19 protein-coding genes and 1 pseudogene are annotated in these 22,682 nt (G+C 62.0%); 10 read left to right on the forward strand and 10 right to left on the reverse strand.

Features of this window, described 5'->3' with window-relative positions; all coding sequences use genetic code 11:
- Window positions 1–100: 100 nt before the first annotated feature.
- Together AMK00_RS33660 and AMK00_RS33665 are read right to left on the reverse strand one after the other, a co-directional pair.
- A complete protein-coding gene (locus AMK00_RS33660) occupies window positions 101–946 on the reverse strand; it encodes an EAL domain-containing protein (RefSeq protein ID WP_237350466.1) in 846 nt (281 codons plus the stop codon).
- 21 nt (window positions 947–967) lie between these two features.
- A pseudogene (locus tag AMK00_RS33665) lies at window positions 968–1,648 on the reverse strand (diguanylate cyclase domain-containing protein); the annotation flags it as partial.
- Window positions 1,649–2,076: 428 nt separating this feature from the next.
- On the opposite strand from AMK00_RS33665, the gene AMK00_RS02495 reads away from it, so the two are divergent.
- The gene (locus AMK00_RS02495) at window positions 2,077–3,081 is read left to right on the forward strand and encodes an NADP-dependent oxidoreductase (RefSeq protein ID WP_064809464.1); all 1,005 of its coding nucleotides are present in this window, start codon (window positions 2,077–2,079) and stop codon (window positions 3,079–3,081) included.
- Window positions 3,082–3,109: 28 nt separating this feature from the next.
- Here AMK00_RS02495 and AMK00_RS02500 read toward each other — a convergent pair whose 3' ends face one another.
- The 4 genes from AMK00_RS02500 to AMK00_RS02515 form a co-directional block, all read right to left on the reverse strand.
- Window positions 3,110–3,691 carry a TetR/AcrR family transcriptional regulator gene (locus tag AMK00_RS02500; protein ID WP_064809465.1) on the reverse strand — a complete coding sequence of 194 codons (582 nt, stop codon included), beginning with the start codon at window positions 3,689–3,691 and terminating at the stop codon, window positions 3,110–3,112.
- 262 nt (window positions 3,692–3,953) lie between these two features.
- Window positions 3,954–5,231: a DUF892 family protein gene (locus AMK00_RS02505; RefSeq protein WP_064809466.1), complete on the reverse strand. Its 1,278-nt coding sequence runs from the start codon at window positions 5,229–5,231 to the stop codon at window positions 3,954–3,956.
- A 359-nt stretch (window positions 5,232–5,590) separates the two neighbouring features.
- The gene (locus AMK00_RS02510; protein WP_064809467.1) at window positions 5,591–6,064 is read right to left on the reverse strand and encodes an RbsD/FucU family protein; all 474 of its coding nucleotides are present in this window, start codon (window positions 6,062–6,064) and stop codon (window positions 5,591–5,593) included.
- Complete coding sequence (locus AMK00_RS02515) at window positions 6,048–7,295, reverse strand: ROK family transcriptional regulator (RefSeq protein WP_064809468.1); 1,248 nt, start codon at window positions 7,293–7,295, stop codon at window positions 6,048–6,050. The genes AMK00_RS02510 and AMK00_RS02515 overlap by 17 nt, the downstream gene beginning before the upstream one ends.
- 327 nt (window positions 7,296–7,622) lie before the next feature.
- Here AMK00_RS02515 and AMK00_RS02520 point away from each other — a divergent pair, with 327 nt between their 5' ends.
- The 6 genes from AMK00_RS02520 (at window position 7,623) to AMK00_RS02545 (ending at window position 13,814) form a co-directional block, all read left to right on the forward strand.
- Window positions 7,623–8,642: a sugar ABC transporter substrate-binding protein gene (locus AMK00_RS02520; RefSeq protein WP_064800508.1), complete on the forward strand. Its 1,020-nt coding sequence runs from the start codon at window positions 7,623–7,625 to the stop codon at window positions 8,640–8,642.
- Window positions 8,643–8,794: 152 nt separating this feature from the next.
- Window positions 8,795–9,859 carry an ABC transporter permease gene (locus AMK00_RS02525; RefSeq protein ID WP_064809469.1) on the forward strand — a complete coding sequence of 355 codons (1,065 nt, stop codon included), beginning with the start codon at window positions 8,795–8,797 and terminating at the stop codon, window positions 9,857–9,859.
- A gap of 2 nt (window positions 9,860–9,861) precedes the next feature.
- Window positions 9,862–10,644 (forward strand): ATP-binding cassette domain-containing protein, encoded by a 783-nt coding sequence (locus AMK00_RS02530; protein ID WP_064809470.1) that lies wholly within the window; start codon window positions 9,862–9,864, stop codon window positions 10,642–10,644.
- Window positions 10,641–11,273 (forward strand): nucleoside triphosphate hydrolase, encoded by a 633-nt coding sequence (locus AMK00_RS02535; RefSeq protein WP_064809471.1) that lies wholly within the window; start codon window positions 10,641–10,643, stop codon window positions 11,271–11,273. The genes AMK00_RS02530 and AMK00_RS02535 overlap by 4 nt, the downstream gene beginning before the upstream one ends.
- Window positions 11,274–11,417: 144 nt before the next feature.
- A complete protein-coding gene (gene pyrC, locus AMK00_RS02540) occupies window positions 11,418–12,464 on the forward strand; it encodes a dihydroorotase (protein ID WP_064809476.1) in 1,047 nt (348 codons plus the stop codon).
- Window positions 12,465–12,635: 171 nt separating this feature from the next.
- Window positions 12,636–13,814 (forward strand): GGDEF domain-containing protein, encoded by a 1,179-nt coding sequence (locus AMK00_RS02545; protein WP_064809477.1) that lies wholly within the window; start codon window positions 12,636–12,638, stop codon window positions 13,812–13,814.
- A 374-nt stretch (window positions 13,815–14,188) separates the two neighbouring features.
- Here the strand turns inward: AMK00_RS02545 and AMK00_RS02550 are convergent, their stop codons facing one another.
- The gene (locus AMK00_RS02550) at window positions 14,189–14,671 is read right to left on the reverse strand and encodes an anthrone oxygenase family protein (protein WP_064809479.1); all 483 of its coding nucleotides are present in this window, start codon (window positions 14,669–14,671) and stop codon (window positions 14,189–14,191) included.
- 95 nt (window positions 14,672–14,766) lie between these two features.
- Here AMK00_RS02550 and AMK00_RS02555 point away from each other — a divergent pair, with 95 nt between their 5' ends.
- The 3 genes from AMK00_RS02555 (at window position 14,767) to AMK00_RS02565 (ending at window position 17,168) form a co-directional block, all read left to right on the forward strand.
- Window positions 14,767–15,417 carry a TetR/AcrR family transcriptional regulator gene (locus AMK00_RS02555; protein WP_064809481.1) on the forward strand — a complete coding sequence of 217 codons (651 nt, stop codon included), beginning with the start codon at window positions 14,767–14,769 and terminating at the stop codon, window positions 15,415–15,417.
- Between the two features lie 74 nt (window positions 15,418–15,491).
- Complete coding sequence (locus tag AMK00_RS02560; protein ID WP_064809483.1) at window positions 15,492–16,181, forward strand: orotate phosphoribosyltransferase; 690 nt, start codon at window positions 15,492–15,494, stop codon at window positions 16,179–16,181.
- 60 nt (window positions 16,182–16,241) lie between these two features.
- Entirely contained in the window at window positions 16,242–17,168 is a 927-nt protein-coding gene (locus tag AMK00_RS02565) for a carbohydrate kinase family protein (protein ID WP_064809485.1), read from the forward strand.
- Window positions 17,169–17,316: 148 nt separating this feature from the next.
- Here AMK00_RS02565 and otsA read toward each other — a convergent pair whose 3' ends face one another.
- The 3 genes from otsA to AMK00_RS02580 all read right to left on the reverse strand — a co-directional run bounded on the left by otsA (window position 17,317) and on the right by AMK00_RS02580 (window position 22,625).
- On the reverse strand, window positions 17,317–18,723 hold the full coding sequence (otsA, locus tag AMK00_RS02570; protein ID WP_064800518.1) for an alpha,alpha-trehalose-phosphate synthase (UDP-forming): 1,407 nt from the start codon (window positions 18,721–18,723) through the stop codon (window positions 17,317–17,319).
- Window positions 18,724–19,158: 435 nt separating this feature from the next.
- Complete coding sequence (gene pgi, locus AMK00_RS02575) at window positions 19,159–20,784, reverse strand: glucose-6-phosphate isomerase (protein ID WP_064800519.1); 1,626 nt, start codon at window positions 20,782–20,784, stop codon at window positions 19,159–19,161.
- 140 nt (window positions 20,785–20,924) lie between these two features.
- Entirely contained in the window at window positions 20,925–22,625 is a 1,701-nt protein-coding gene (locus AMK00_RS02580) for a long-chain fatty acid--CoA ligase (RefSeq protein WP_016734896.1), read from the reverse strand.
- Between the last annotated feature and the right edge of the window lie 57 nt (window positions 22,626–22,682).

Consider the following 22,682-nt stretch of genomic DNA (forward strand, 5'->3'; position numbering starts at 1 on the left):
TGGAGAAAAGGCGGCGTTGCCGGGCGCAAGGGGCTGTTGCACGATCTGCACCGCGCTTGATCGAGCCTCTTTCGGCCCGATCCAAGATCGCATCATCCCATCAACGCCGCTGCAGAATCCTGCCGCCGGCTTGATCTGCGGCGATCTCCTCGATGGGCGCAGGCCTGCCCAGCAGGTATCCCTGGCCGATGTCGCAGCCGAGGTCCTGAAGCCGCTGGAGTTGGCTCTCTTCTTCGATTCCTTCGGCGGTAATCGCCACGCCCAGTCCGGCGCCGAGCGCGATGATGGCCTTGATCACCTTGTCCTGCTTGTCATTGGTCTCGAACGAGGCGACGAAACTCCTGTCGATCTTGATCTTGTCGAACCGGTAGCTGGACAGCTGGGAGAGGCTGGAAAAGCCCGTTCCGAAATCATCGAGAGCAATCTTGACCCCGGCATTCACCAGATCGTCGAGAACAATCCGTGCGGTAACCGCGTCCTGGATAATGGCGCTCTCCGTCACCTCAAGCTCGACCCTGTGCGCGGGCAGGCCGACATCGCCCAAAATCTTCAGAATTCGTAAGCCGAGCAACCGGTCGCTCAGTTGGATCGGAGAAAGATTGAAGGACAGGACAAGCTCGCTTGGCCAGGAAAGCGCATCGGTGCAGGCCCTGCGAAGCAGCTGGTCCGTCAATTCGACGATCAGCCCGGCTTCCTCCGCGACCGGAATGAATTCGCTCGGCGGGATGAATTCGCCGGAGGCCGTTTTCCAGCGCGCCAGCGCCTCGAAGCCGATGATCTTGTTCGCCTTGAGGTCCACGAGCGGTTGGTAATAGGGAACGATCTGGGCTTTCCGGATGGCCGCCCGCAGATCGCCTTCTGTCCTGATCCGCTTCGCCAGCTCGTCCTGCATCGAAGGCACGAAAGACTTCACCAGATTGCGGCCCTGCTTTTTTGCGACATACATCGCGCAATCCGAATGCCGGATGACTTGACCGAGCTCATCGCCATTCTCGGGATAAAGTGCAAAGCCGACACTGGCGCCGAGATCGACGGCAGCACCATTGAAGGTGAACGGCTTTCCGATCGCACTGACGATGCGGTTTCCCAAGGCGACAAGATCGGCATTTCCGACCCGCCGCGCCAGAATCACAAACTCATCTCCCCCGAGGCGAAAAACGTGATCGCGAGGGAAGAGCGACGAGAGCCGCTGGGCGACGGTCTTGAGCACAGCGTCACCGTGATCGTGCCCCAGGAGATCGTTGACCTTCTTGAAGCCGTCGAGATCGATGCTGAACACGGCATAGGTTTCTTCTGCCGTTCGTTCGTTCATCGCCTGCGCGCATACGGATTCCAGAAATCTGCGGTTCGGCAGCTCGGTCAGCGTGTCGTGGCAGGCAATCCAGTCAACATTCTTCTCGGCCTGCAGCCTGCGAGCGACTTCTCTCGAAAGATCCCGGATCCTGAGTGCGGAATAGATGAGTCCCAAAAACCCGGAGATATTCAGGGCAAGCAGCGCATGGTCCAGCGGATAGCGGTGATGCCGCTCGATAAACTCATCCAGCTCTTCATGCCATTGGAAGCGCCAGGAGAGGCAGAAGAGAAGCAGGAAGATCGCGAGCCAACCCAATATCTCCATCTGGGGTCTGGTCGGTCGGATGCGGGGCATAGAACGGCTCCTGTTGGGTGAAGAGCCCTCATGGCCGGCTCGCAGAACCGCATCGTCCCCGGCGGTGGTCGAAACCGCCACAATTCATTCGGGCGGAGTTGAGAGGTCGGCTCGCCGGCATCGACCAAGCGCACCGGCACCTCCAAACATATCTTTGAACCTCGAAGGTTAATGGTGGGTTGCCTGGCCGAAGGTGCATGCGTTTCGCTGCGCGCATCGGACAGGTTGCCGCAATTCGCATGAGGCGCCGGTTCAGAAATATCTGCTTGACAACTTTGATGACGGATATCATTAAACATTTATGATGATAAACGTCATTAAAGATTGGCGGAACGAGGGTCGTCTTCTGCCACTTGAGGTCCACGCCGATTAGTGCCGATGGCTTTATCGTTTCCTCGATACCTGACGCCGCAACAGGAGAAGGCCCCGTGAAGGCATTCGTCGTTGACAAGTACAAGAAGAAGGGCGCTCTGCGCCTCGCCAGCCTGCCGGAACCGGAACTGCACGACAATGACGTGCTCGTGCGGATAAAGGCCACCGCCGTGAACCAGCTGGACTCCAAGGTCAGGGACGGGGAGTTCAAGCTTATTCTTCCCTATCGTCCGCCCTTCGTCCTCGGGCATGACCTTGCCGGGACGGTTGTCAAAGTCGGATCCAGGGTAAGGCGGTTCAAGATGGGTGACGAGGTCTATGCACGACCGCGTGATCATCGCGTCGGGACATTCGCCGAATTCATTGCCATCGATGAAGCCGATGCGGCGCTGAAGCCAAGCAACCTCAGCATGAGCGAAGCGGCGTCCGTCCCGCTTGTCGGGTTGACCGCCTGGCAGGCGCTGGTCGAGGTGGGCAAGATAAAGCCCGGCCAGAAAGTCTTCATTCAGGCCGGTTCCGGCGGTGTCGGGACGTTCGCCATTCAGCTCGCCAAACACCTCGGCGCGGCGGTTGCGACGACGACGAGTGCTGAAAATGCCGAGCTGGCGAGAAGTCTCGGGGCGGACGTGGTCATCGACTACAAGACGCAGGATTTCGAAAAGATCTTGTCGGGCTACGATCTGGTGCTGAACAGCCAGGATCCGAAGACGCTCGAAAAGTCGCTGGGCGTGCTGAAGCCGGGTGGCCGGCTCATTTCTATTTCCGGTCCGCCCGATCCGGCATTCGCCAGGGAGCTCGGCCTCAATCTGTTCCTGAAGCTGGTACTGTGGCTGCTCAGCCGAGGAGTTCGCAGAAAGGCCAAGCGTCTCGGCGTCGCTTATTCATTCCTGTTCATGCGCGCCGAGGGGCGGCAGCTGGGTGAGATTGCCCGCCTGATCGAACAAGGCGTGATCCGGCCGGTCGTCGACAAGGTGTTCCCGTTTGAGAAGACGGAGGATGCGCTGGCCTATGTCGAGACCGGGCGAGCCAAAGGCAAGGTGGTCATCGCCGTCGCGAATTGACGAACATCGCGCCGGCGGATGCGTGGCCCTATCGTTGCCGCATCCGGTTCTCAATGGCGTCGCGGCAATCCGCGCGGCAGGCGTCGAGCAGTTCGTCAGCCAGGGGAGAATCGTTCGGGCAGGCCCTCGAAAGCACGATTGCGCCAACGGCTTGAGCGAGAATAGCGATGGCTTGGGCGCGCCGGCCGGCGCCGGAAGCGTGACGTTGCGCAATGCCACCCTCCACTGCGCGCACCAGCTTGTCTATTCCTGCAGCGAAAACAGCCTTTGTTGTCTCAGGCTGTCGGGCGGCATCGCAACTCAGTGCTGCGGCCGTGCACCCCTGGCCGCGCCCATCCCGGTGATCGCGTGCGAGATAAAGCTCCATGACGTCGAGGACGTCGTAACCGGCATAGCGCTGCAAGGTCTCGTTCAACCCGTTCTCGGTCGATTCGGCGATCAGTTCCTCCTTGGAGCGGAAGTGATTGTAGAAGCCGCCATGGGTGAGCCCCGCGCGCTCCATCAATTCCGCGACGCCCACTCCATCGAATCCACGCTCGCGAAACAGCTCTGACGCGGTGGCGATAATCCGGTCGTAGTTTTCCTGCTTCTGTTCCTTGGTGATCCGCACGTCACGGTCCTTTCCACGTCCATTTCCAGCTATGATGGCAACCGTCATTATAGCTTACTTATTAATGATGCACATCATTAATATGGACGGTGAACAAGGTATCCCCTTGAGATGCTGACGCACTCCATGCAGATGTCACCGCGCGTTTTTTCGCGCGGTGACATCTGCAGCAACTTTGAGTGTAGGAAAAAGCCCTCTCGGCATCGGCTTCAGATGGTTGCCTCGCCGTCGCTGACCAATACGCGTTCCTCGCCGCGCAGGGCTAAACTGTCAGAAGGACGCTACTTGGCATTCTCGCTTCCGACATTAGGGGTTGGGCAACCTGATCCAGCAACTGGCCGGCATTCTGCTCTTCACCCAGCGACAGCATTAGCAATTGCGCGACCGCCGGCTGCCCTAGTTGAAGTGCCATATTGCGAGCGGTGGTGTAGGCGGCAATCTCGTAGTGTTCGACCCGCAACGCCGCTCCGATCAAAGCCAGATCAGCGGGAGCGTCTTCCTTTTTCTTGCCTTCCGCCATCACTTCCTCGCCTTCCTCAACCAGGCCGGCCATGCCCTTGCATGGCTTGGCGCGAGCCGAGGTGCCAAGGATGCGCAGACATTCGTTCAAACGCTCGACCTGCGCCTCCGTCTCCGCAAGATGGTTGCGCAGCAAGGTCTGGAGCTGCTGCGTCCGCGCGGCTTTCTGCATCTTTGGAAGCGCCTTCAACAGCTGCTTCTCCGCATGCAGCAGGTCACGGAGCTCGTCCACAAGGACCTCCTGAATCGCTTCTGCTCCTTCAGGGGGAGCGCTTTGAGCGCGGATTGCCCTTCCGGCGTTTTCAGCGCCCGGGAGATCCTGGAAGGCCGGCGCCTCCACGAATTCCCAGGGTTCTCCTTCATTCCATGGACCGCGGGTGTCAACCTCACCCAAATCCCCTTGACCCGTGGAATCGTTGAAGAACTGATCGACCAGTCCTGCTGTCGGCGCAATCCTGCCGACGCTCAGCGGCGGCTTGCCCATGCTTTCGAGGGCCAGCGCGAAAGCACGCATATGAGTGATCTCTCTCGTCATCAGGAACTGCAGCGCATCCTTGGTTCCCGGATCGCGGCAGAAGTCGATCAGGCGTTCGTAGACGATCTTGGCGCGCGCTTCCGCGGCTATATTGCTTCGCAGATCCACATCCAGCTCGCCTGTTATTTTGAGATAATCGGCCGTCCAGGGGTTTCCCATCGAATTGAAAAGGTTCACGCCACCGCCGCCTGCAATGGCGATCAGCGGATCGGCTTCCGCCTCCTCTCTGACTGACTTCAGCGGCTTGAGGTGCATTCTCGCAAGAGTACCGACGATCTCGAGGTGGCTGAGTTCTTCGGTCCCGATGTCCATCAGGAGGTCCTTCCGACCGGGATCCTCGCAGTTCAAGCCTTGAATGGAGTATTGCATGGCCGCCGCGAGTTCACCGTTTGCGCCGCCGAACTGCTCAAGCAGCATATTGCCGAATTTTGGATCAGGTTCGTCAACCCGAACGGTATACATGAGCTTTTTTACGTGGTGATACATTGGGGTTCCTCCTGGTTGGATGGCGACTAACCGACCTATTGCAGGAATGTTCCCCATCTGTGGCTGCTGCCGGCGCATCGGATTGCGTCCTCATCAGCCCACACCGGTCGGTGCCGCTTCGGAGGCAGGCATTACCTGTGCGGACGTACCCCATGATAAGGAGCCCCATCACATGCTGGCTTCCTCGACGGGATCATCGATACTCGCGCAGCAAATAGGGCGTGGGAATGCGGACAGCCGCGGCTGGCCGGATCGGCAGCTGCGCATCTTCGGCGTGGCTCAGCACGGATTGTGAGCGCCGCGCGTCTAGGCAGACGCGCAGCGAAATCGTGGCTTGAACGGCGGGACCAGACCCTTGGCTAGTAAACGAAAGGATCGACGTCGGCCGCCTGGGTGCCCGGCTCTTTCGGATAGATCACGCCCTTGCGCAGGATGATGTTGGCATAAAGCCGCGGCTCGCTGGTCTGGATCACCGCATGAGCGGCCTTTACCCGGCCGTAAAAATCCTGGCCGACGAGCGGCACCACCTGCCGGTGCGGCTCGTGCACCGCGCAGCAGTCGATCATCTCCTCATGCACCGGATCGAGCTTGTCGCGCTCAGCCTTGACGGTCGAGCGGAAGATCGCCTCGGGCACGAAATCGTCGATCGGCATCACGCTGAGCACGGCGTTGAGCACCGGAATGAGGCGATGGCCGTCGAGCCGGATCAGCCGGCGGGCATGTTCGACGCCGGGATAATTGCCGTCGACAATGGCGATCTCGTCGCCGTGGCCCATGGCCCGCAGCGTGAACAGCAATTCCGGGCTCAGAAGCGGATCAAGTCCCTTCAGCATGGTCTATCTCCTTGAAGAGTACGTTCTGGTCTGTGAGGTAACGCGAAAAGATCGGCAGGCTGGCGCCGCCGATGGCGCGCGCCTGAGCGCCGACCGCGCCCTCGATGATTTCGGGCATGACGACGCCCTGCAGGTCGAGCTTGGCAGCTTCGTCGATCGTCGCCTGGACGACGCGGCTGCGCACCCAATCGGGAAAGCCGCCGTCGATGACGGCGGCGCTGAAATCGACGATCGAGGCGGCCGCGACGATCGCCTGCGCCAGCGCCTTGGCGGTGTCCTGGATCCAGATTTCCATCGGCTCGCCGAAATCCACCCAGTCGTCGGCAGAATACCAGAGCGGCTCGGGATCGATGCCGCGTTCGCGCAGCATGTTTTCCAACACGAAGATCGAGGCGATTTCGAGCAGCTGCTTGGTCTCGCCGTTCCGGTCACGCACGGGCAGCGGCCCGATGGCACCCGCCGTGCCGGTGCGGCCGGAAAAAATCGCCGAATTGAGCACGATGCCGCCGCCGATGAAGGAGCCGATGAAGAAATAGACGAAGTCGGGATAGGAGGGGCCGACGCCGAAGACGAGCTCGGCGCCGCAGGCGCTGGTCGCATCGTTCTGCAGGAAAACCGGATGGGAGACACGGGCGGCGATATCGGCCTGCAGGTCGACATCCCGCCAGACCTCCATGGCGCCCGGCGGCGCGCCGACTTCCTCGGCCCAATTCCAGAGCTCGAACGGAGCTGCGATGCCGAGGCCGGCAATACGGCTGCGCTGCTTGTCGTCGAGCCTGCTCTCGATCTCCTCGATGCCCGAGGTGACGAAGGCGAGAATTTCGTCCGGCAGCGGATAGGCATAGGTCTGGTGCAGCTGCATGCGGATGCGGCCGACGAAATCCATCAGCACCAGATCGGCGCTGCGACGGCCTATCTTGAGCCCGAAGGAATAGACGGCGTCGGGATTGAGATGCATCGGGATCGACGGCTGGCCGACCCGGCCGCGCACCGGCGCCCCGCGCGACAGCAGCCCTTCCTTTTCCAGGACCCGCATGATGACCGAGACGGTCTGCGCCGACAGGCCGCTGCGGCGCGCGATATCGGCCTTCGACAGGGCGCCGTAGAGGCGCACCAGCGACAGCACGAGCCGTTCGTTATAGGCGCGCACCCTGACCTGGTTCGCACCCCCGGCCGGATTGAGAATGGGCGGCGGGACCGGTGTGTGTTCCGGCCCATCCAAAGACGACATGGCCGCTCCTCCCGAGCGTTGGCCTCTTGCACGGTTCCCCGGATCGGAAGCGATCCAAGGGGATTGTGCAGCAGCTGAAAGCGGTAAGGCGGCCATTCTCTGCGTTTGAAAAGGCGCGGTACCGTACATCCTAATGCGATTGAGCATGCCACATCGAATTAATAATTCAATTGGATTTATTTATTGACAAGCCGATTTCTTTCGCTCTTAATTGCCAGCGTCAAGGGCACGGGCGGCTTCGGAAGCGATGAGCGACCGAAGCGAAGTGTCACATCTCGAAAATTCCGGCCCGCGAGAGGCGGCGCCGGCAAACTCTGGGAGGAGTTCATGAAGAAATCAGTTCTCGCTTTCGGCGCGCTCGCGCTCGGCGTCGCTTTTTCCGCACCTGTTATGGCTGCCGACGTTTCCGCCTGCCTGATCACCAAGACCGACACCAATCCCTTCTTCGTCAAGATGAAGGAAGGCGCGACGGCCAAGGCCAAGGAACTCGGCGTTTCGCTGAAGTCCTACGCCGGCAAGGTCGACGGTGACAGCGAAAGCCAGGTTGCGGCAATCGAAAGCTGCATCGCCGACGGCGCCAAGGGCATTCTGCTGACCGCCTCGGACACCAAGGGCATCGTCTCTTCGGTCAAGAAGGCGCGTGATGCCGGCGTACTGGTCATCGCGCTCGACACGCCGCTCGAGCCGGCCGATGCCGCCGACGCCACCTTCGCCACCGACAACCTGCTCGCCGGCAAGCTGATCGGCCAGTGGGCCAAGGAAACGCTCGGCGACAAGGCCAAGGACGCCAAGGTCGGCTTCCTCGACCTGACGCCGTCGCAGCCGACGGTCGACGTCCTGCGCGACCAGGGCTTCATGATGGGCTTCGGCATCGACCCGAAGAACCCGGACAAGATCGGCGACGAAGACGACAAGCGCATCGTCGGCCATGACGTGACCAACGGCAACGAGGAAGGCGGCCGCAAGGCCATGGAAAACCTTCTGCAGAAGGATCCGAGCATCAACGTCATCCACACGATCAACGAGCCGGCCGCTGTCGGTGCCTATCAGGCGCTGAAGGCCGTCGGCATGGAAAAGAACGTGCTGATCGTCTCGGTTGACGGCGGCTGCCCGGGTGTCAAGTCGGTCAAGGAAGGCGTCATCGGCGCCACCTCGCAGCAATATCCGCTGCTGATGGCGTCGCTCGGCATCGAGGCGATCAAGAAGTTCGCCGATAGCGGTGAGAAGCCGAAACCGACCGAAGGCAAGTCCTTCTTCGACACCGGCGTTTCGCTCGTCACCGACAAGCCGGTCTCCGGCGTCAAGTCGATCGACACCAAGGAAGGCACCGACAAGTGCTGGGGCTGAGCCCGATCTATTGAAAGAGCAAGCGGCCGGGGCTTGATCCCCGGCCGTTTTGGACGGACGATGTGCCGTCACCCCACCGGCTAAGCAACGAACGGATGACAATGGGTGGCGGCCTCCGCGCGGGTTCGGCGCGCGGATGCGGAGGAGGAACCATGACCGGAGCACAGGAATTCGAACGCGTCCTCGACGGCAGCGACAAGAACGTCGCCTCCTTCGAGCACCAGGGCGTCCCGCTGATCAAGCGTGCGCAGCATTTTCTGCACTCGACGCCGGCCGCCGTGCCGCTCATCGTGCTGGTGCTGGCGATCATCATCTTCGGGATAGCGCTCGGCGGACGGTTTTTCTCGTCCTACACCCTGACACTGATCCTGCAGCAGATCGCCATTGTCGGCATTCTCGGCGCCGCCCAGACGCTGGTCATCCTGACGGCCGGCATCGATCTTTCGATCGGCGTCATCATGGTGATCTCGGCCGTCATCATGGGCAACGTCGCCATCACCTACGGCATACCGACGCCGATTGCGGTCATCGGAGGCCTGCTGGTCGGCGGTCTCTGCGGCTTGCTGAACGGCTTCCTCGTCGCCTTCATGAAGCTGCCGCCGTTCATCGTCACGCTCGGCACCTGGAACATCGTCATGGCGACGAATTTCATCTATTCAGCCAATGAGACGATCCGCGACGCCGATGTCGACGCACAGGCGCCGCTGCTGCATCTTTTCGCCGCAAGCTTCAGGCTCGGCACCGCTGTGCTCACCCTCGGCGTGATCGCCATGGTGCTGCTCGTCCTGCTGCTCTGGTATGAGCTCAATCACACCGCCTGGGGCCGGCATGTCTATGCAGTCGGCGACGATCCGGAAGCGGCCAAGCTGTCCGGCATCCAGACGAAGCGGGTGTTGCTCACCGTCTATACAATGTCCGGCGTCATCGCCGCCTTCGCCGCCTGGGTCTCGATCGGCCGCAATGGCTCGATCTCGCCGTCCTCGGCCGTCACCGATTATAACCTCCAGGCGATCACCGCGACCGTGATCGGCGGCATCTCGCTCTTCGGCGGCCGCGGCTCCATTCTCGGCACGCTGTTCGGCGCCATGATCGTCGGCGTCGTGTCGATGGGCCTCAACATGCTCGGCGCCGACCCGCAATGGAAAGTTCTTTTGACGGGCGTGCTGATCATCGCCGCCGTCGCCATCGATCAGTGGATCAGAAAGGTTTCGGTGTAATCATGGCTCACGAACCCATTCTCACTGCCCGCGGTCTCGTCAAGCGCTATGGACGCGTGACCGCCCTCGACAATGCCGATTTCGACCTCTACCCGGGTGAAATCCTTGCCGTCATCGGCGATAACGGCGCCGGCAAGTCCTCGCTGATCAAGGCGATTTCAGGCGCCGTCACGCCCGACGAGGGAGTGATCACGCTCGAAGGCCGGCAGGTGCATTTCCGCTCGCCGATGGAAGCGCGTGAGGCCGGCATCGAGACCGTCTATCAGAACCTCGCCCTGTCGCCGGCGCTCTCCATCGCCGACAACATGTTCCTCGGCCGCGAGATCCGCAAGAAAGGCCCGCTCGGCTCGATGTTCCGCATGCTCGACCGGCCGGCGATGGAAAAGCTGGCCCGCAACAAGCTCTCCGAACTCGGCCTGATGACCATCCAGAACATCAATCAGGCGGTGGAGACACTCTCCGGCGGTCAGCGCCAGGGTGTCGCCGTCGCCCGCGCCGCCGCCTTCGGCTCGAAGGTCATCATCATGGATGAGCCGACCGCGGCTCTCGGCGTCAAAGAGAGCCGCAAGGTGCTGGAGCTGATCCTCGATGTGCGCGCCCGCGGCCTGCCGATCGTGCTGATCTCGCACAACATGCCGCATGTCTTCGAAGTGGCCGACCGGATCCATATCCACCGCCTCGGCCGGCGCCTGACGGTGATCAATCCGAAGGAATACACCATGTCGGACGCCGTCGCCTTCATGACCGGCGCCAAGGCGGTGCCGACGGAGCCCGTTGCGGCATGAGTGCACGCATCGACGAAATCGCCGGCGAGGTTCTTGGCCGCGCCGGCGATGCCAGACGTTTCCTGATCGGCATTGCCGGGCCGCCGGGTTCGGGAAAATCGACCATGGCCGACAATCTGGCGGCGGCGCTGAAAGCCAAGGGCGAAAGTGCCGCGGTCCTGCCGATGGACGGCTTTCACATGGACAATGCCATCCTGATCGAACGCGGTCTTCTGGCCCGCAAGGGCATTCCCGAAACTTTCGACGTCCGTGGCTTCCTCGATATCGTCCGCGCCGTCAGGCCGGCTGACCAGGAGGTTCTGGTGCCGGTCTTCGATCGCGCGCGTGAACTCGCCATCGCCTCGGCCCGTCCGATCGATCCCAAGGACCGGTTCATCATCGTCGAAGGCAATTATCTGCTGTTCACACAGGGAAAATGGGCCGAACTCGACGGCATCTTCGATTTCACCATCATGCTGGCGCCGCCGATCGAGGTGCTCGAGGAACGCCTTTGGGACCGCTGGCGCGGCTATAATCTCAGCGAAGAAGCGGCCAGCGCCAAGGTCTACGGCAACGACCTGCCGAACGGCAGGCTGATCCTCGAAAACCGCCGCCCGGCCGATGTGACGCTGGAGATGGCGCTGGCGTAATGCATGTCATCAGGAAGTGTACCGCGGTTCCGGGAGAACGACATGCATCAAAACAAAGAGCGAAAGCGCGGCGCATGAATCGATTTCAATGCGGCCCGCTTTAGTGCTATCGAGGCCGCAGACGCATCGCTTCGGAGGTCTGCCATGCAATCGATCACCATCCGCCGCCCTGACGACTGGCACCTGCATCTGCGCGACGGCGCCATGCTGGAAGGCGTGATCGCCGATACGAGCCGCACCTTCGCCCGCGCCATCATCATGCCCAATCTGGTGCCGCCTGTTGTCACCACATCAGATGCGGCGGCCTATCGCGAGCGCATCCTCAAGGCCCTGCCGGACGGCCATCGTTTCCAGCCGCTGATGACGCTGTATCTCACCGAGCACACCAGCCCCGACGATGTCGAGGCGGGTGCGGAAAGCGGCCTTATCACCGCCGTCAAGCTCTATCCGGCCGGCGCCACCACCAATTCGCATGGCGGCGTGCGCGACATGGAAAAGGCGATGCCGGTACTGGAGCGCATGGCGAAGATCGGCCTGCCGCTCTGCGTCCACGGCGAAGTGACGACGCCTGATGTCGATATTTTCGACCGCGAGGCCGTCTTCATCGACACCGTGCTCGACCCGCTGCGCCGGCGCCTGCCGGAGCTGAAGGTGACGATGGAGCATGTGACGACAGCAGACGGCATCGATTACATCAAGGCCGCCAAGGGCAATCTCGCCGGCTCGATCACCACCCACCATCTGATCATCAACCGCAACGCCATCCTCGTCGGCGGCATCCGGCCGCATTATTACTGCCTGCCGGTCGCCAAGCGCGAGAACCACCGACTGGCGCTGCGCGCCGCCGCCGTGAGCGGTGACCCCCGCTTCTTCCTCGGCACCGATTCCGCCCCGCATGTCGATCCCTTGAAGGAATGCGCCTGCGGCTGCGCCGGCATCTATACCTCGATCAACACGATGAGCTGCCTTGCTCATGTCTTCGAGGAGGAGGGTGCTCTCGACAAGCTCGAAGCCTTCGCCTCGCTGAACGGGCCGGCCTGGTATGGGTTTCAGCCGAACGAGGAACGCATCACCCTGGCAAAGCAGGCCGAGCCCGTCGTCTTTCCCGCTAAGATTGAAACCGGCGCCGGACCAGTTACCGTCTTCGATCCGATGTTTCCCCTGCGCTGGCAAGTGGTGCCGCGGGCGTAATCGTCAGGATTTCAATTTTAAATCGAAAATTCATCTAAAATTTCAGCGCGACGTTAAACGCGTAACATTTGCATTGTGCGGTGCATCATTTGTTAACGGATGCGTAAGACAGTCCTCGTCGCGGACCCATGAGTTGCCGATATTCCGGCGCAGCTGCGGAGACTGAAGAGCATGACGCTTGACTATAACTCCCTGCTGCTGGCGCTCGGTGTCTCCGCCGCATGCCTTGCCGTGACCCTGATGGGCAGCTGGCTGGTGCGCCGGGCCGAAACCGTCCTGCTGACCGCTACGATCGGCCTCGTCCTCGTCGTCAGCGGAATCTTCGTCTACAGCGCCTATGTCAACCGGCCGGAACCAGCCTTCGCCATTGGCAGTTTCGTACTGTTCCATGCCGGTTTTTCCACCATCTGGGGCGCCGGCAAGCAGTTCCTCACCGGTTGTCTGTCGATCCCGGCCATTGCCATCCGCGCGCTGGCCGCGATGATCTCTTCCGTTGCGCCGATGCTGGCGGGTTACGACGGCCTGGCCTTCATCGCAGACAATCTTGCCATCGCCCTGCTGCTCTTTGCCACCGCCCGGCAATATTGGCTCGCTCGCGCCGAAGTCCCGGCGCCGATCCTCGGCATTGCCGCGCTCTATACCGCCACGGCAATCTCCTTCGTGCTCTGCGCCGGCGTGCTGATTGCCGACGGCAAGCTGGTGCTCGGCGCAGCGCCCAGTAATTGGGCCGAGGATCTGAGCCTTGCCGTCTGCATCGCCGGCATGACCGGAATCGGTGCGCTGTCGCTGGCGCTGCATCAGTGGCGTCTTGCCGCCCGCCATCGCCTGGAGGCGATCACCGATCCGCTGACCGGCCTGCTCAACCGCCGTGCCGTCTTCGACCAATATGGCACGCGTCCCATGGGAACGACCACCGCCGTCATCGTCTTCGACATCGACCATTTCAAATCCGTCAACGACCGTTATGGTCATGCCGCCGGCGACCGCGTGATCACCGTCTTCGCCGAGGAACTGCAGGCCCATTGCAGCGCCGGCGACACCGCCGCCCGGCTCGGCGGCGAGGAGTTCGCGCTGGTGCTGAAAGAGATCATGCCCGGCCGGGCCGAACTGGTCGCCGAACGCATCCGCCGGGCCTTCGAGGCGCGCGAGATCGACATCGACGGCCAGATGCTGAGATGCACGGTCAGCGTCGGCGTCGCCCCCGGCCGCTCGCAGATGCCGGATTTCGACACCATGCTGAGTGCCGCCGACAAGGCGCTCTACGCCGCCAAGCGCGGCGGCCGCAACCGCGTCGAGCTGGCCGCCCACCTCAGAGCGGTTCCGGCCGAGGTATCGCGCACCGCGTCTTGATTCCGGACGCATCCCCTCATAACTGCGCCTTCGGCCGGATGCAGTCAGCCGCCCCGCGACGCCGCACGTTTGAAAGTTCGGCGTTAGCTGGCGGCGAGTTTGGCGAGAACGCCGACCAAACTCTCCGTCATCCCAGGCCTTGAGCCTGGGATCCATGCGACGGCTGCTGCTGTTGAATGCGGTGTGGATGCTCGGCTCAAGGCCGAGCATGACGGAGGGTGGGATGGGCAGGGGAGACCCATTCGGACGCCGGAATACCCGCCTCGTCCTTCGCAAAACAAGCCGCGGCACCCTCCGACGTCCCTCTTCCTGAGGCGCGGAAGCCGTAGGGTGGAGCCTCGAAGGACGCGCCGCAACGCTGCTCCTTGCATGTCTCAAACGATCATCAACGCCCTGACGAAAGCGACCGAAGCCAGCAGCGAGGCCACCGTCCTCACATGGTTCCACCAGGTCCAGTCCTTGAGATAGGTGCTCCACAGCGCAACCGCTTCCGGCCCGTTGCCGCTCACCTTTTCCAGCGCATCGTTCATCGGCACGTTGAAGATGATGGTCGAAAGGAAGGAGGCGACGACATAGAGTGCGGCTCCCGCCAGCATCAGCGCCGACGCCCCGCCGCGCCAGTTGATCACCGCCAGCACTGTTATGACGAGACAGAGGATCGCCGTCGGTACGAACAGTGCCATGAAGGGCGAGCGGACGATCGTCACGTTGATCGAGTTCATCGCCGCAATGCCCTGTTCCGCCGGGATGCGCGAAAAGGCGGTCATGATGAAGGTCGAGAAGGCAAAGAAGATACCGGCGACAAGGCCGCTGCCGAGCGCCGCGGCGACGAGGGAAAGGATAAGGACGATCTGCATGTCGAAACTCCTTCCGAGAAAATAAGAGAAACTCTCTCATTTGCGAAATGAGATAAACTCTCTTATTTTGATTGTCAACCGTGAAGGAGAGAGCATTGTCGGAACAGGCCGTCGCGCCGCGCAGGCGTCAGCAGCATACGGGCCAACCGCGCCGGATCCCCAGCCAGCAGCGCGGCCGCGAACGCTTCGAAAAGATCCTTGCCGCCGCCGCCGAGCTGATCGAAAGCAAGGGCAGCGACGGCCTGAAGATGAGCGAGATCGTCGAGACGGCCGGCATCTCTTTCGGGGCGCTCTACCAGTATTTCCCCGATAAGAGCGCGATCATCCGGACCTTGGCCGAACGCTTCAACGAAGAGGGCAGGCGCTGTGTCGCGGCGGAATTGGCAAAGGTCGCCGACGCCGCTGCCCTGCAAGGCGCGCTCGCCAATATCGTCGACGAATATTATGCCTTTTTCCGCCGTGAGCCCGTCATGCGCGATCTCTGGCATGCGACCCATACCGACAAGCTGCTGCAGCAGATCGATGCCGAGGACATGGAATTCCACGCCCAGGCGTTTCTCGCCGTGCTCGTCCGCCTGTGGCCCGATCGCGACCACGGCGAGCTTCTGGCGATTGCCCGGCTGACGATGCAGTTGCTGGCCGCGGCCGTCCGCTACGCCGTATCGCTGGATGCGGAGGAGGGCGCCCGGGCGATCGCCCTGTTCAAGACGATGCAGCTCGTCGATTTCAGCCGGCTGCTGCGCTGATAGAGCCGTGTTGCGTCTGGAAACTCGGGGCTCTTGCTGCTATTGCCGGAGACGCAAAGCTGAAGGAGAGCCGCATGATCCAGACGACATTTCCCGACCGCGCCGTAATGGCCGAACTGGTGGCCAAGATGCTCTGGGAGATCAAGGCGGTGCATTTCAACGCCGCTCAGCCTTACAAGCTCTCCTCCGGCATGGCGAGCCCGGTCTATATCGATTGCCGCAAGCTGCTCTCCTATCCGCGCATCCGCTCGACCGTCATGGATTTCGCCGCCAGCACCCTGATGCGTGACGCCGGTTTCGAGCAGTTCGACTGCATCGCCGGCGGCGAGACCGCCGGCATTCCTTTCGCCGCCCTGCTCGCCGACCGCCTCGGCCTGCCGATGATCTATGTCCGCAAGCAGCCGAAAGGCCATGGCCGCAATGCCCAGATCGAAGGCAATATGCCGGAAGGCTCGCGTGTGCTCGTCATTGAGGACCTGACGACGGCCGGCGGCAGCATGTTCAAGTTCATCGATGCGGTCCGCGCCGCGGGCGGCATCGTCGATCACGGCATCGCGCTGTTCTTCTATGACATCTTCGGCCAACAGCGGTTTACCGACGGCAAGGTCCGGCTGCATCATATCGCCACCTGGCGCAATGTTCTGGCCGTCGCCAGGGCGCAGAAGCTGTTCGACGACAAGACGCTCGAAGAAGTCGAGGCCTTCCTCGATGCGCCGCTCGCCTGGTCGGGAAGGAATGGTGGCGTCAGTGAGCTTTCGCTCTAGCCTTTTGACAAAAGCTCGCTTAAATCGATTGAAGAATGTAGGCCCTGTGGGAGGAATTCGATGATTTTGTGCTGCGGCGAAGCCTTGATCGACATGCTGCCGAGGGACACGACCCTGGGTGAAAAGGGTTTTGCGCCCTATGCCGGCGGCGCGATCTTCAACACCGCGATCGCGCTCGGCCGCCTCGGCATCCCGACCGCCTTCTTCACCGGCATTGCCGACGACATGATGGGCGAAATCCTGCTGGCGACGCTGAAGGCCGCCAATGTCGACTACAGCCCCTGCGCCATCACGCAGCGCCCGTCGACGATCGCCTTCGTCAAGCTCGTCAACGGCCAGGCGACCTATGCCTTTTACGACGAGGGCACGGCCGGCCGGATGATCACCGAGGCCGACCTGCCTACCCTCGGCGATGATTGCGAAGCACTGCATTTCGGCGCGATCAGCCTGATCCCGAGCCCCTGCGGCGAAACCTACGAAGCGCTGCTCGACCGCGAAGCCGAAAAGCGCGTCATCTCGCTCGATCCCAACATCCGCCCCGGCTTCATCAAGGACAAGCCGGCGCATATGGCCCGCATCAAGCGCATGGCGGCCAAAGCCGACATCGTCAAATTCTCCGACGAAGACCTCGACTGGTTCGGCCTTGAAGGCGACCACGACGCACTCGCCGCCCACTGGCTTGCCCACGGCGCCAAGCTTGTCGTGATCACCAAGGGTGCCGAAGGCGCTTCCGGCTATACCAGGGAGCGCAAGGTGACGGTGCCGAGCGAGCGCGTCGCAGTCGTCGACACGGTCGGCGCCGGCGACACCTTCGATGCCGGCGTGCTGGCCTCGCTGAAGCGGGATGGCCTGCTGACCAAGGCGCAGGTCGCCTCGCTCGACGAACAGGCGGTGCGCAACGCCCTGACACTCGGCGCCAAAGCCGCCGCCGTCACCGTCTCCCGCGCCGGCGCCAATCCGCCCTGGGCGCATGAGATCGGGCTTTAAGGCTTAAGCCAGCGTCGGCCCCTCATCCGCCTGCCGGCATCTTCTCCCCGCGGGGGAGAAGGGGATATGCCGCAACGCCTGCGCCCGGTTCCCGTGCCAACCGGCACTGATTTGCCAGAGATTTCATTCTTCGCGCGCGCTGAAGAGACTATCCCTGAGCCCCGCTCCGGTCGGAGCTCGGAGCAGCCACCAAGTCGCGCAGGAAATCTTTGCACCACAGCGACACGTCGTGCGAGAGCAGATGTTCCATCATCATGCTCCAGCGGTCGCGACGCTCCTCAAGCGACATGGCGAGCCCTCGAGCAATCGCATTGGCGGTGCCTTCGACATCATAAGGATTGACCAGCAGCGCCCCCTTCAGCTCGCGTGCGGCGCCGGCGAAGCGTGACAGCACCAGGACACCAGGGCGATCCGGATCCTGGGCGGCGACATATTCCTTGGCGACGAGGTTCATGCCGTCGCGCAAGGGTGTGACGAGCCCGATCGTCGCCAGGCGATAGAGGCCGGCGAGCACGTTGCGGCTGATCGATCGGTTGACATAGCGGATCGGCACCCAGTCGACGGTTCCGATGGCGCCGTTGACGCGGCCGGCCTGTTCGGCGACCATTTTCTGCATATGTTCGTATTCGGGCACTTCCGATCGCGATTTCGGCGTGACCTGCAGATAAGTGACCTTGTTCTGGTAGGCAGGATTGCTGGTGAGGAAGCGTTCGAAGGCTTCCAGCCGCTGAATGATGCCCTTCGAATAATCGAGGCGGTCGACCCCGATGATCATATCCCGGCCTTCGATGCTGCGCCGGGTCTTCTGCACCATGACATTGTCAGCGGCTCTCTCGGCGAATTCGGCGAAGGCCGCGGTCTCGATGCCGATCGGATAGGCGCCGGCCTTGAATATCCGCCCGTGCGAATCGAACAATCCGTTGCCGAGGTCGTCGCCAATGCCCTCTCTTCTCAGATAACCGGCGAAATTCTGGAGATCATAGTCCGTCTGGAAGCCGACGAGATCGTAATGCGAGAGCCCACGCATGATCTCCTCGTGGACCGGCATGGTGACGAGTATGTCGGCCGGCGGCCAGGGAATGTGCAAAAAGAAGCCGATCCGGTTCTTCAGCCCCATCTGGCGCAGTTCGGCGGCGAGCGGAATGAGGTGGTAATCATGAACCCAGATAATGTCGTCCTGCTCGATCAACGGCGCCAGCCGGTGCGCGAAGAAGCGGTTGACGCGGAAATAACCGGCCATTTCCTTCCGGCCATATTCGGCGAGATCCAGGCGGTAGTGGCAGATCGGCCAGAGTACGCGGTTGGCAAAGCCGCGATAATATTCCTCGACGTCGGTGTCGGTGAGGTCGGTCAGGGCATAGGTGATGTTGCCCTTCTGCTGTTGCGACAGCGCGCCGGGTTCCCTGTCGCCGCTCGATTCTCCCGACCACCCCATCCAGATGCCGCCGCGCGCCTGCAGGGCCGCCTGCAGTGCGACGGCGAGGCCGCCGGCAGCCGCACCGCCATCTTTACTCGGCACGGGAACGCGATTGGAAACGACGATAAGACGGCTCATAAGCTTCCTTCAGTTAAGATGAGGCATGAAAACGCGATGTGACGAGCCTCCTGGAGAACCTCCTGAATCTGATGGGGGCGATGCTGCGCGGGCACCGACATCGAACGAGACATCCGGACGAGGGGCCGCCGCAGAGACCGGCGGGAACAATGGAACGGAGCGTCGTCCCGGGCTTGATAGGCCATGTCGTCGGAAATACCCATTGCACAGAATTTGCTTGAATCTAGGGCGATTACAGGGGAATGGAAGAATTCTTTCTACAATTTTCCATTAGAGGAACGTTTCATCCGCTTCCGCACGACAGCCCGTCGCGCGGCAGGGGCGCACCCGGCGCGTCGAAGTCCGTTTTGGCAATGATGATGTTGGCGCCAATCACGGCGTCGGCCGGTCAACGGGCGCGCCTTCTATCCACACAGAGGGCGCGCCCTCGAGCGCCTACTTCGCCAGTTTCGCCAGTGCCGCGACCAGCCCTTGCGTCGAGGAATCATGGCCTTCCGCGCTCTCCTTGCCCTCGACGACTGGCAGCAGGCCCGTCGCCAGTTCCTTGCCGAGCTCGACGCCCCACTGGTCGAAGGAGTTGATGCGGAAGAGCACGCCTTCGACGAAGACGCGGTGTTCGTAGAGCGCGATGAGGCGGCCGAGCGCGTAAGGCGTCAGCTTGTCGTAAACGAAGGTGATCGACGGCCGGTTGCCCTGGAAGACGCGGTGCGGGGCGATGAAATCGGCCTTCTTGTCGTCCATGCCCTTGTCGGTCAGCTGCTTCTTGGCTTCGGCGAAGCTGCGGCCCTTCATCAGCGCTTCCGACTGGGCGAGAACGTTGGAGATCAGCAGCTGGTGCTGATGGCGCAACTCCGGCTCGAAGGCATTGGCGGCGATCATGAATTCGGCCGGGATGATGCTCGTGCCCTGATGGATGAGCTGGTAGAAGGCGTGCTGGCCGTTGGTGCCGGGCTCGCCCCAGACGACCGGGCCGGAGTTGCCTTCGACCGGCGTGCCGTCGATGGTGACGCCCTTGCCGTTCGATTCCATGTCGAGCTGCTGCAGATAGGCGGGGAAACGCGACAGGCGCTGGTCGTAGGGCAGGATGGCGCGGGTGGGATAACCCAGCACATTGCGGTGGTAGAAGCCGATCAGGCCGAGCAGCATCGGCAGGTTTTCGGTAATCGGTGCCTGACGGAAGTGGTTGTCGACGGCATGCGCGCCCTCGAGGAACTTGCCGAAATTCTCCGGGCCGATGGCGATCATCAGCGGCAGGCCGATGGCCGACCAGATCGAATAGCGGCCGCCGACCCAGTCCCAGAAGCCGAAGACGCGGGCGCTGTCGATGCCGAAGGCGGCGACCTTGTCGAGCGCCGTCGAGACGGCGGCGAAATGGTGCTGGACGGCCGCTTCGCCGAGCGCCTTGGCGATGAAATTGCGCGCCGTTTGCGCATTGGTCATCGTCTCGACGGTGGTGAAGGTCTTCGAGGCGACGATGAAGAGCGTCGTCTCCGGCTGAACCAGCTTCAGGATGTCGGCGATATGGGCGCCGTCGATATTGGAGACGAAATGGGCGCGCGGGCCGTCATGGAAGGGGGCAAGCGCCAGCGTCGCCATGACAGGACCGAGATCCGAGCCGCCGATGCCGATATTGATGACGTCGGTGATCGCCTTGCCGGTCGCGCCCTTCAACGCGCCGGAGCGGATCTCGTCGGCGAATCTGCCCATGGCGGCGAGCACCGCGTTGACATCGGGCATGACGTCCTTGCCGTCGACCAGAACCGGCGTGTTGGAGCGGTTGCGCAGCGCGGTGTGCAGAACGGCGCGGTCTTCGGTGAAGTTGATCGCCTTGCCGGAGAACATCTCCTCGCGCTTCTTCTCGACGCCGCCGTCTTCGGCGAGCTTGACCAGCAGCTTCAGGATGTCGTCGTTCACCGCCGTCTTGGAAAAATCCATCAGGAGATCGTCGAGAGCGACGGAGAAGCGCGAAAAGCGCTGCGCATCGGCGGCGAAGGCCGCACGGAGATCGGTCGCCTTGGTGGCGGCGGCAGTGCTTTTCAGCTGTTCGACGATGGCGTTCATGGGGAGGCTCCTTTGGAGGCGGAAAGGGTTGCGGAAACTATTCGCTTTATCGGGACCAAATCAAGTTCGGCCGCCGCTCCAATATGAAAAAAGCCACCCGCGGCAAGCGGATGGCGTTGAATTTCATCAGACCGTCAAAATCAGCCGCGCAGGTCCTTGCGCAGGATCTTGCCGACGGGGGATTTCGGCAGTTCGGTGCGGAATTCGATGAAGCGCGGGCGTTTGTAATTGGTGAGATTGGCGATGCAATGGGCCTTCACCTCCGCCTCCGTCAGGTTCGGATCCTTCCTGACGACGAAGAGTTTGACTGCTTCGCCCGAATGCCCGTCCGGCACGCCGATCGCCGCGGCTTCGAGAATGCCGGCATGCATGGCGGCGACTTCCTCGATCTCGTTCGGATAGACGTTGAAGCCCGAAACCAGGATCATGTCCTTCTTGCGGTCGACGATCTTGGTGTAGCCGCGTTCGTCCATGAAGCCCATGTCGCCGGAGCGGAAATAGCCGTCCGCGGTCATCACCCGCGCCGTTTCCTCCGGCTTCTGCCAATAGCCGGCCATCACCTGCGGTCCGCGGATGCAGATCTCGCCGATTTCGCCGAGCGGCAGCGGCCGGCCCTCCTCGTCGCGGATGTCGAGTTCGGTGGAGGGCAGCGGCAGGCCAATCGAACCGGTGAACTCGATGGAATCGAAGCGGTTGGCGGTGGCGACGGGCGAGGTCTCGGAAAGGCCGTAACCCTCGGTAATTGCCGTGCCGGTCATCTTCAACCAGCGTTCGGCGACCGGGCGCTGGACGGCCATGCCGCCGCCGAGCGACATGATCAGCGAGGAGAAGTCGAGCTTGGCGAATTCGGCATTGTTCATCAGTGCGTTGAACAGCGTGTTGAGGCCCGGGAAGATATGCACATCGGACTTTTCGAATTCCTTGACCAGCCCGGGAATGTCGCGCGGATTGGCGATCAGGATATTGTGGGCGCCGAGCGACATGCCCATCAGCGAATTCACCGTCAGCGCGAAGATGTGGTAGAGCGGCAGCGCGCAGAGGAAATTCAGCACTTCGGGCTGTTTCTTGCGCTCGAAGGCCGATCGCAGCCAGAGTGACAGCTGCAGCTTGTTGGCGAGCAGATTTTGATGCGTCAGCACCGCACCCTTGGCAACGCCTGTTGTGCCGCCGGTATATTGCAGGAAGGCGACGTCGCCGCCGGCTAGCGTCACCGGCTGAAGGCTTTTCTTCGCGCCTTCGCGCAGCACCTGGCTGAAGCTCTTATGCTGCGGGATCGACCAGGAAGGAACGAGCTTCTTCACCTTGCGCACGACCAAATTGACGATCAGCCCCTTCGGCCCCAGCATCTCGCCGAGCGAGGTGACGACGACGTGGCGCAGATCGGTCTTGTTCAGGACCTGCTCGACCGTGCGGGCAAAATTCTCCAACACGAAGATCGCTTTGGCGCCGGAATCGCGCAGCTGGTGTTCGAGCTCACGCGGCGTATAGAGCGGATTGACGTTGACGACGACGAAGCCGGCTCTGAGGATGGCATAGGTCGCGACCGGATTCTGCAGGACGTTCGGCATCATCACCGCGACGCGGTCGCCCTTCTCGAGCCCGATGCTCTGCAGCCAGGCGGCGACCTTGCGCGTCTGGTCCTCCAGCTCGCGGTAGCTCATCGCCTTGCCCATGCTGGAAAAAACCGTCCGGTCGGCGTAACGGGCGCAGGACTTTTCCAGGAGTTCGGCAAGAGAGGCATGTTCCAGCGGCGGGAGTTCGGCCGGAACCATTTCGGGATAGGTGGCAAGCCAGGGCTTGTCGGCTTTTGCTCCGTTCGGATGGACGGAAATGCTGCTCATCGTGTCTCTCTCTCCCTTGCGGCCGCTGCGCCGGCGCCGAGCCGCTATCGGCTGGCC

The organism is Rhizobium sp. N621 (assembly GCF_001664325.1).
Lineage (GTDB): Bacteria > Pseudomonadota > Alphaproteobacteria > Rhizobiales > Rhizobiaceae > Rhizobium > Rhizobium esperanzae.

Coding starts and splice junctions, on each gene's coding strand:
- AMK00_RS02545 (WP_064809477.1), top strand. CDS start 12,636: ATGACGCTTGACTATAACTCCCTGCTGCTGGCGCTCGGTGTCTCCGCC.
- pgi (WP_064800519.1), bottom strand. CDS start 20,784: ATGAACGCCATCGTCGAACAGCTGAAAAGCACTGCCGCCGCCACCAAG.
- AMK00_RS02535 (WP_064809471.1), top strand. CDS start 10,641: ATGAGTGCACGCATCGACGAAATCGCCGGCGAGGTTCTTGGCCGCGCC.
- AMK00_RS33660 (WP_237350466.1), bottom strand. CDS start 946: ATGTATGTCGCAAAAAAGCAGGGCCGCAATCTGGTGAAGTCTTTCGTG.
- AMK00_RS02525 (WP_064809469.1), top strand. CDS start 8,795: ATGACCGGAGCACAGGAATTCGAACGCGTCCTCGACGGCAGCGACAAG.
- AMK00_RS02505 (WP_064809466.1), bottom strand. CDS start 5,231: ATGTATCACCACGTAAAAAAGCTCATGTATACCGTTCGGGTTGACGAA.
- AMK00_RS02510 (WP_064809467.1), bottom strand. CDS start 6,064: ATGCTGAAGGGACTTGATCCGCTTCTGAGCCCGGAATTGCTGTTCACG.
- AMK00_RS02520 (WP_064800508.1), top strand. CDS start 7,623: ATGAAGAAATCAGTTCTCGCTTTCGGCGCGCTCGCGCTCGGCGTCGCT.
- AMK00_RS02580 (WP_016734896.1), bottom strand. CDS start 22,625: ATGAGCAGCATTTCCGTCCATCCGAACGGAGCAAAAGCCGACAAGCCC.
- AMK00_RS02565 (WP_064809485.1), top strand. CDS start 16,242: ATGATTTTGTGCTGCGGCGAAGCCTTGATCGACATGCTGCCGAGGGAC.
- AMK00_RS02550 (WP_064809479.1), bottom strand. CDS start 14,671: ATGCAGATCGTCCTTATCCTTTCCCTCGTCGCCGCGGCGCTCGGCAGC.
- pyrC (WP_064809476.1), top strand. CDS start 11,418: ATGCAATCGATCACCATCCGCCGCCCTGACGACTGGCACCTGCATCTG.
- AMK00_RS02560 (WP_064809483.1), top strand. CDS start 15,492: ATGATCCAGACGACATTTCCCGACCGCGCCGTAATGGCCGAACTGGTG.
- AMK00_RS02530 (WP_064809470.1), top strand. CDS start 9,862: ATGGCTCACGAACCCATTCTCACTGCCCGCGGTCTCGTCAAGCGCTAT.
- otsA (WP_064800518.1), bottom strand. CDS start 18,723: ATGAGCCGTCTTATCGTCGTTTCCAATCGCGTTCCCGTGCCGAGTAAA.
- AMK00_RS02515 (WP_064809468.1), bottom strand. CDS start 7,295: ATGTCGTCTTTGGATGGGCCGGAACACACACCGGTCCCGCCGCCCATT.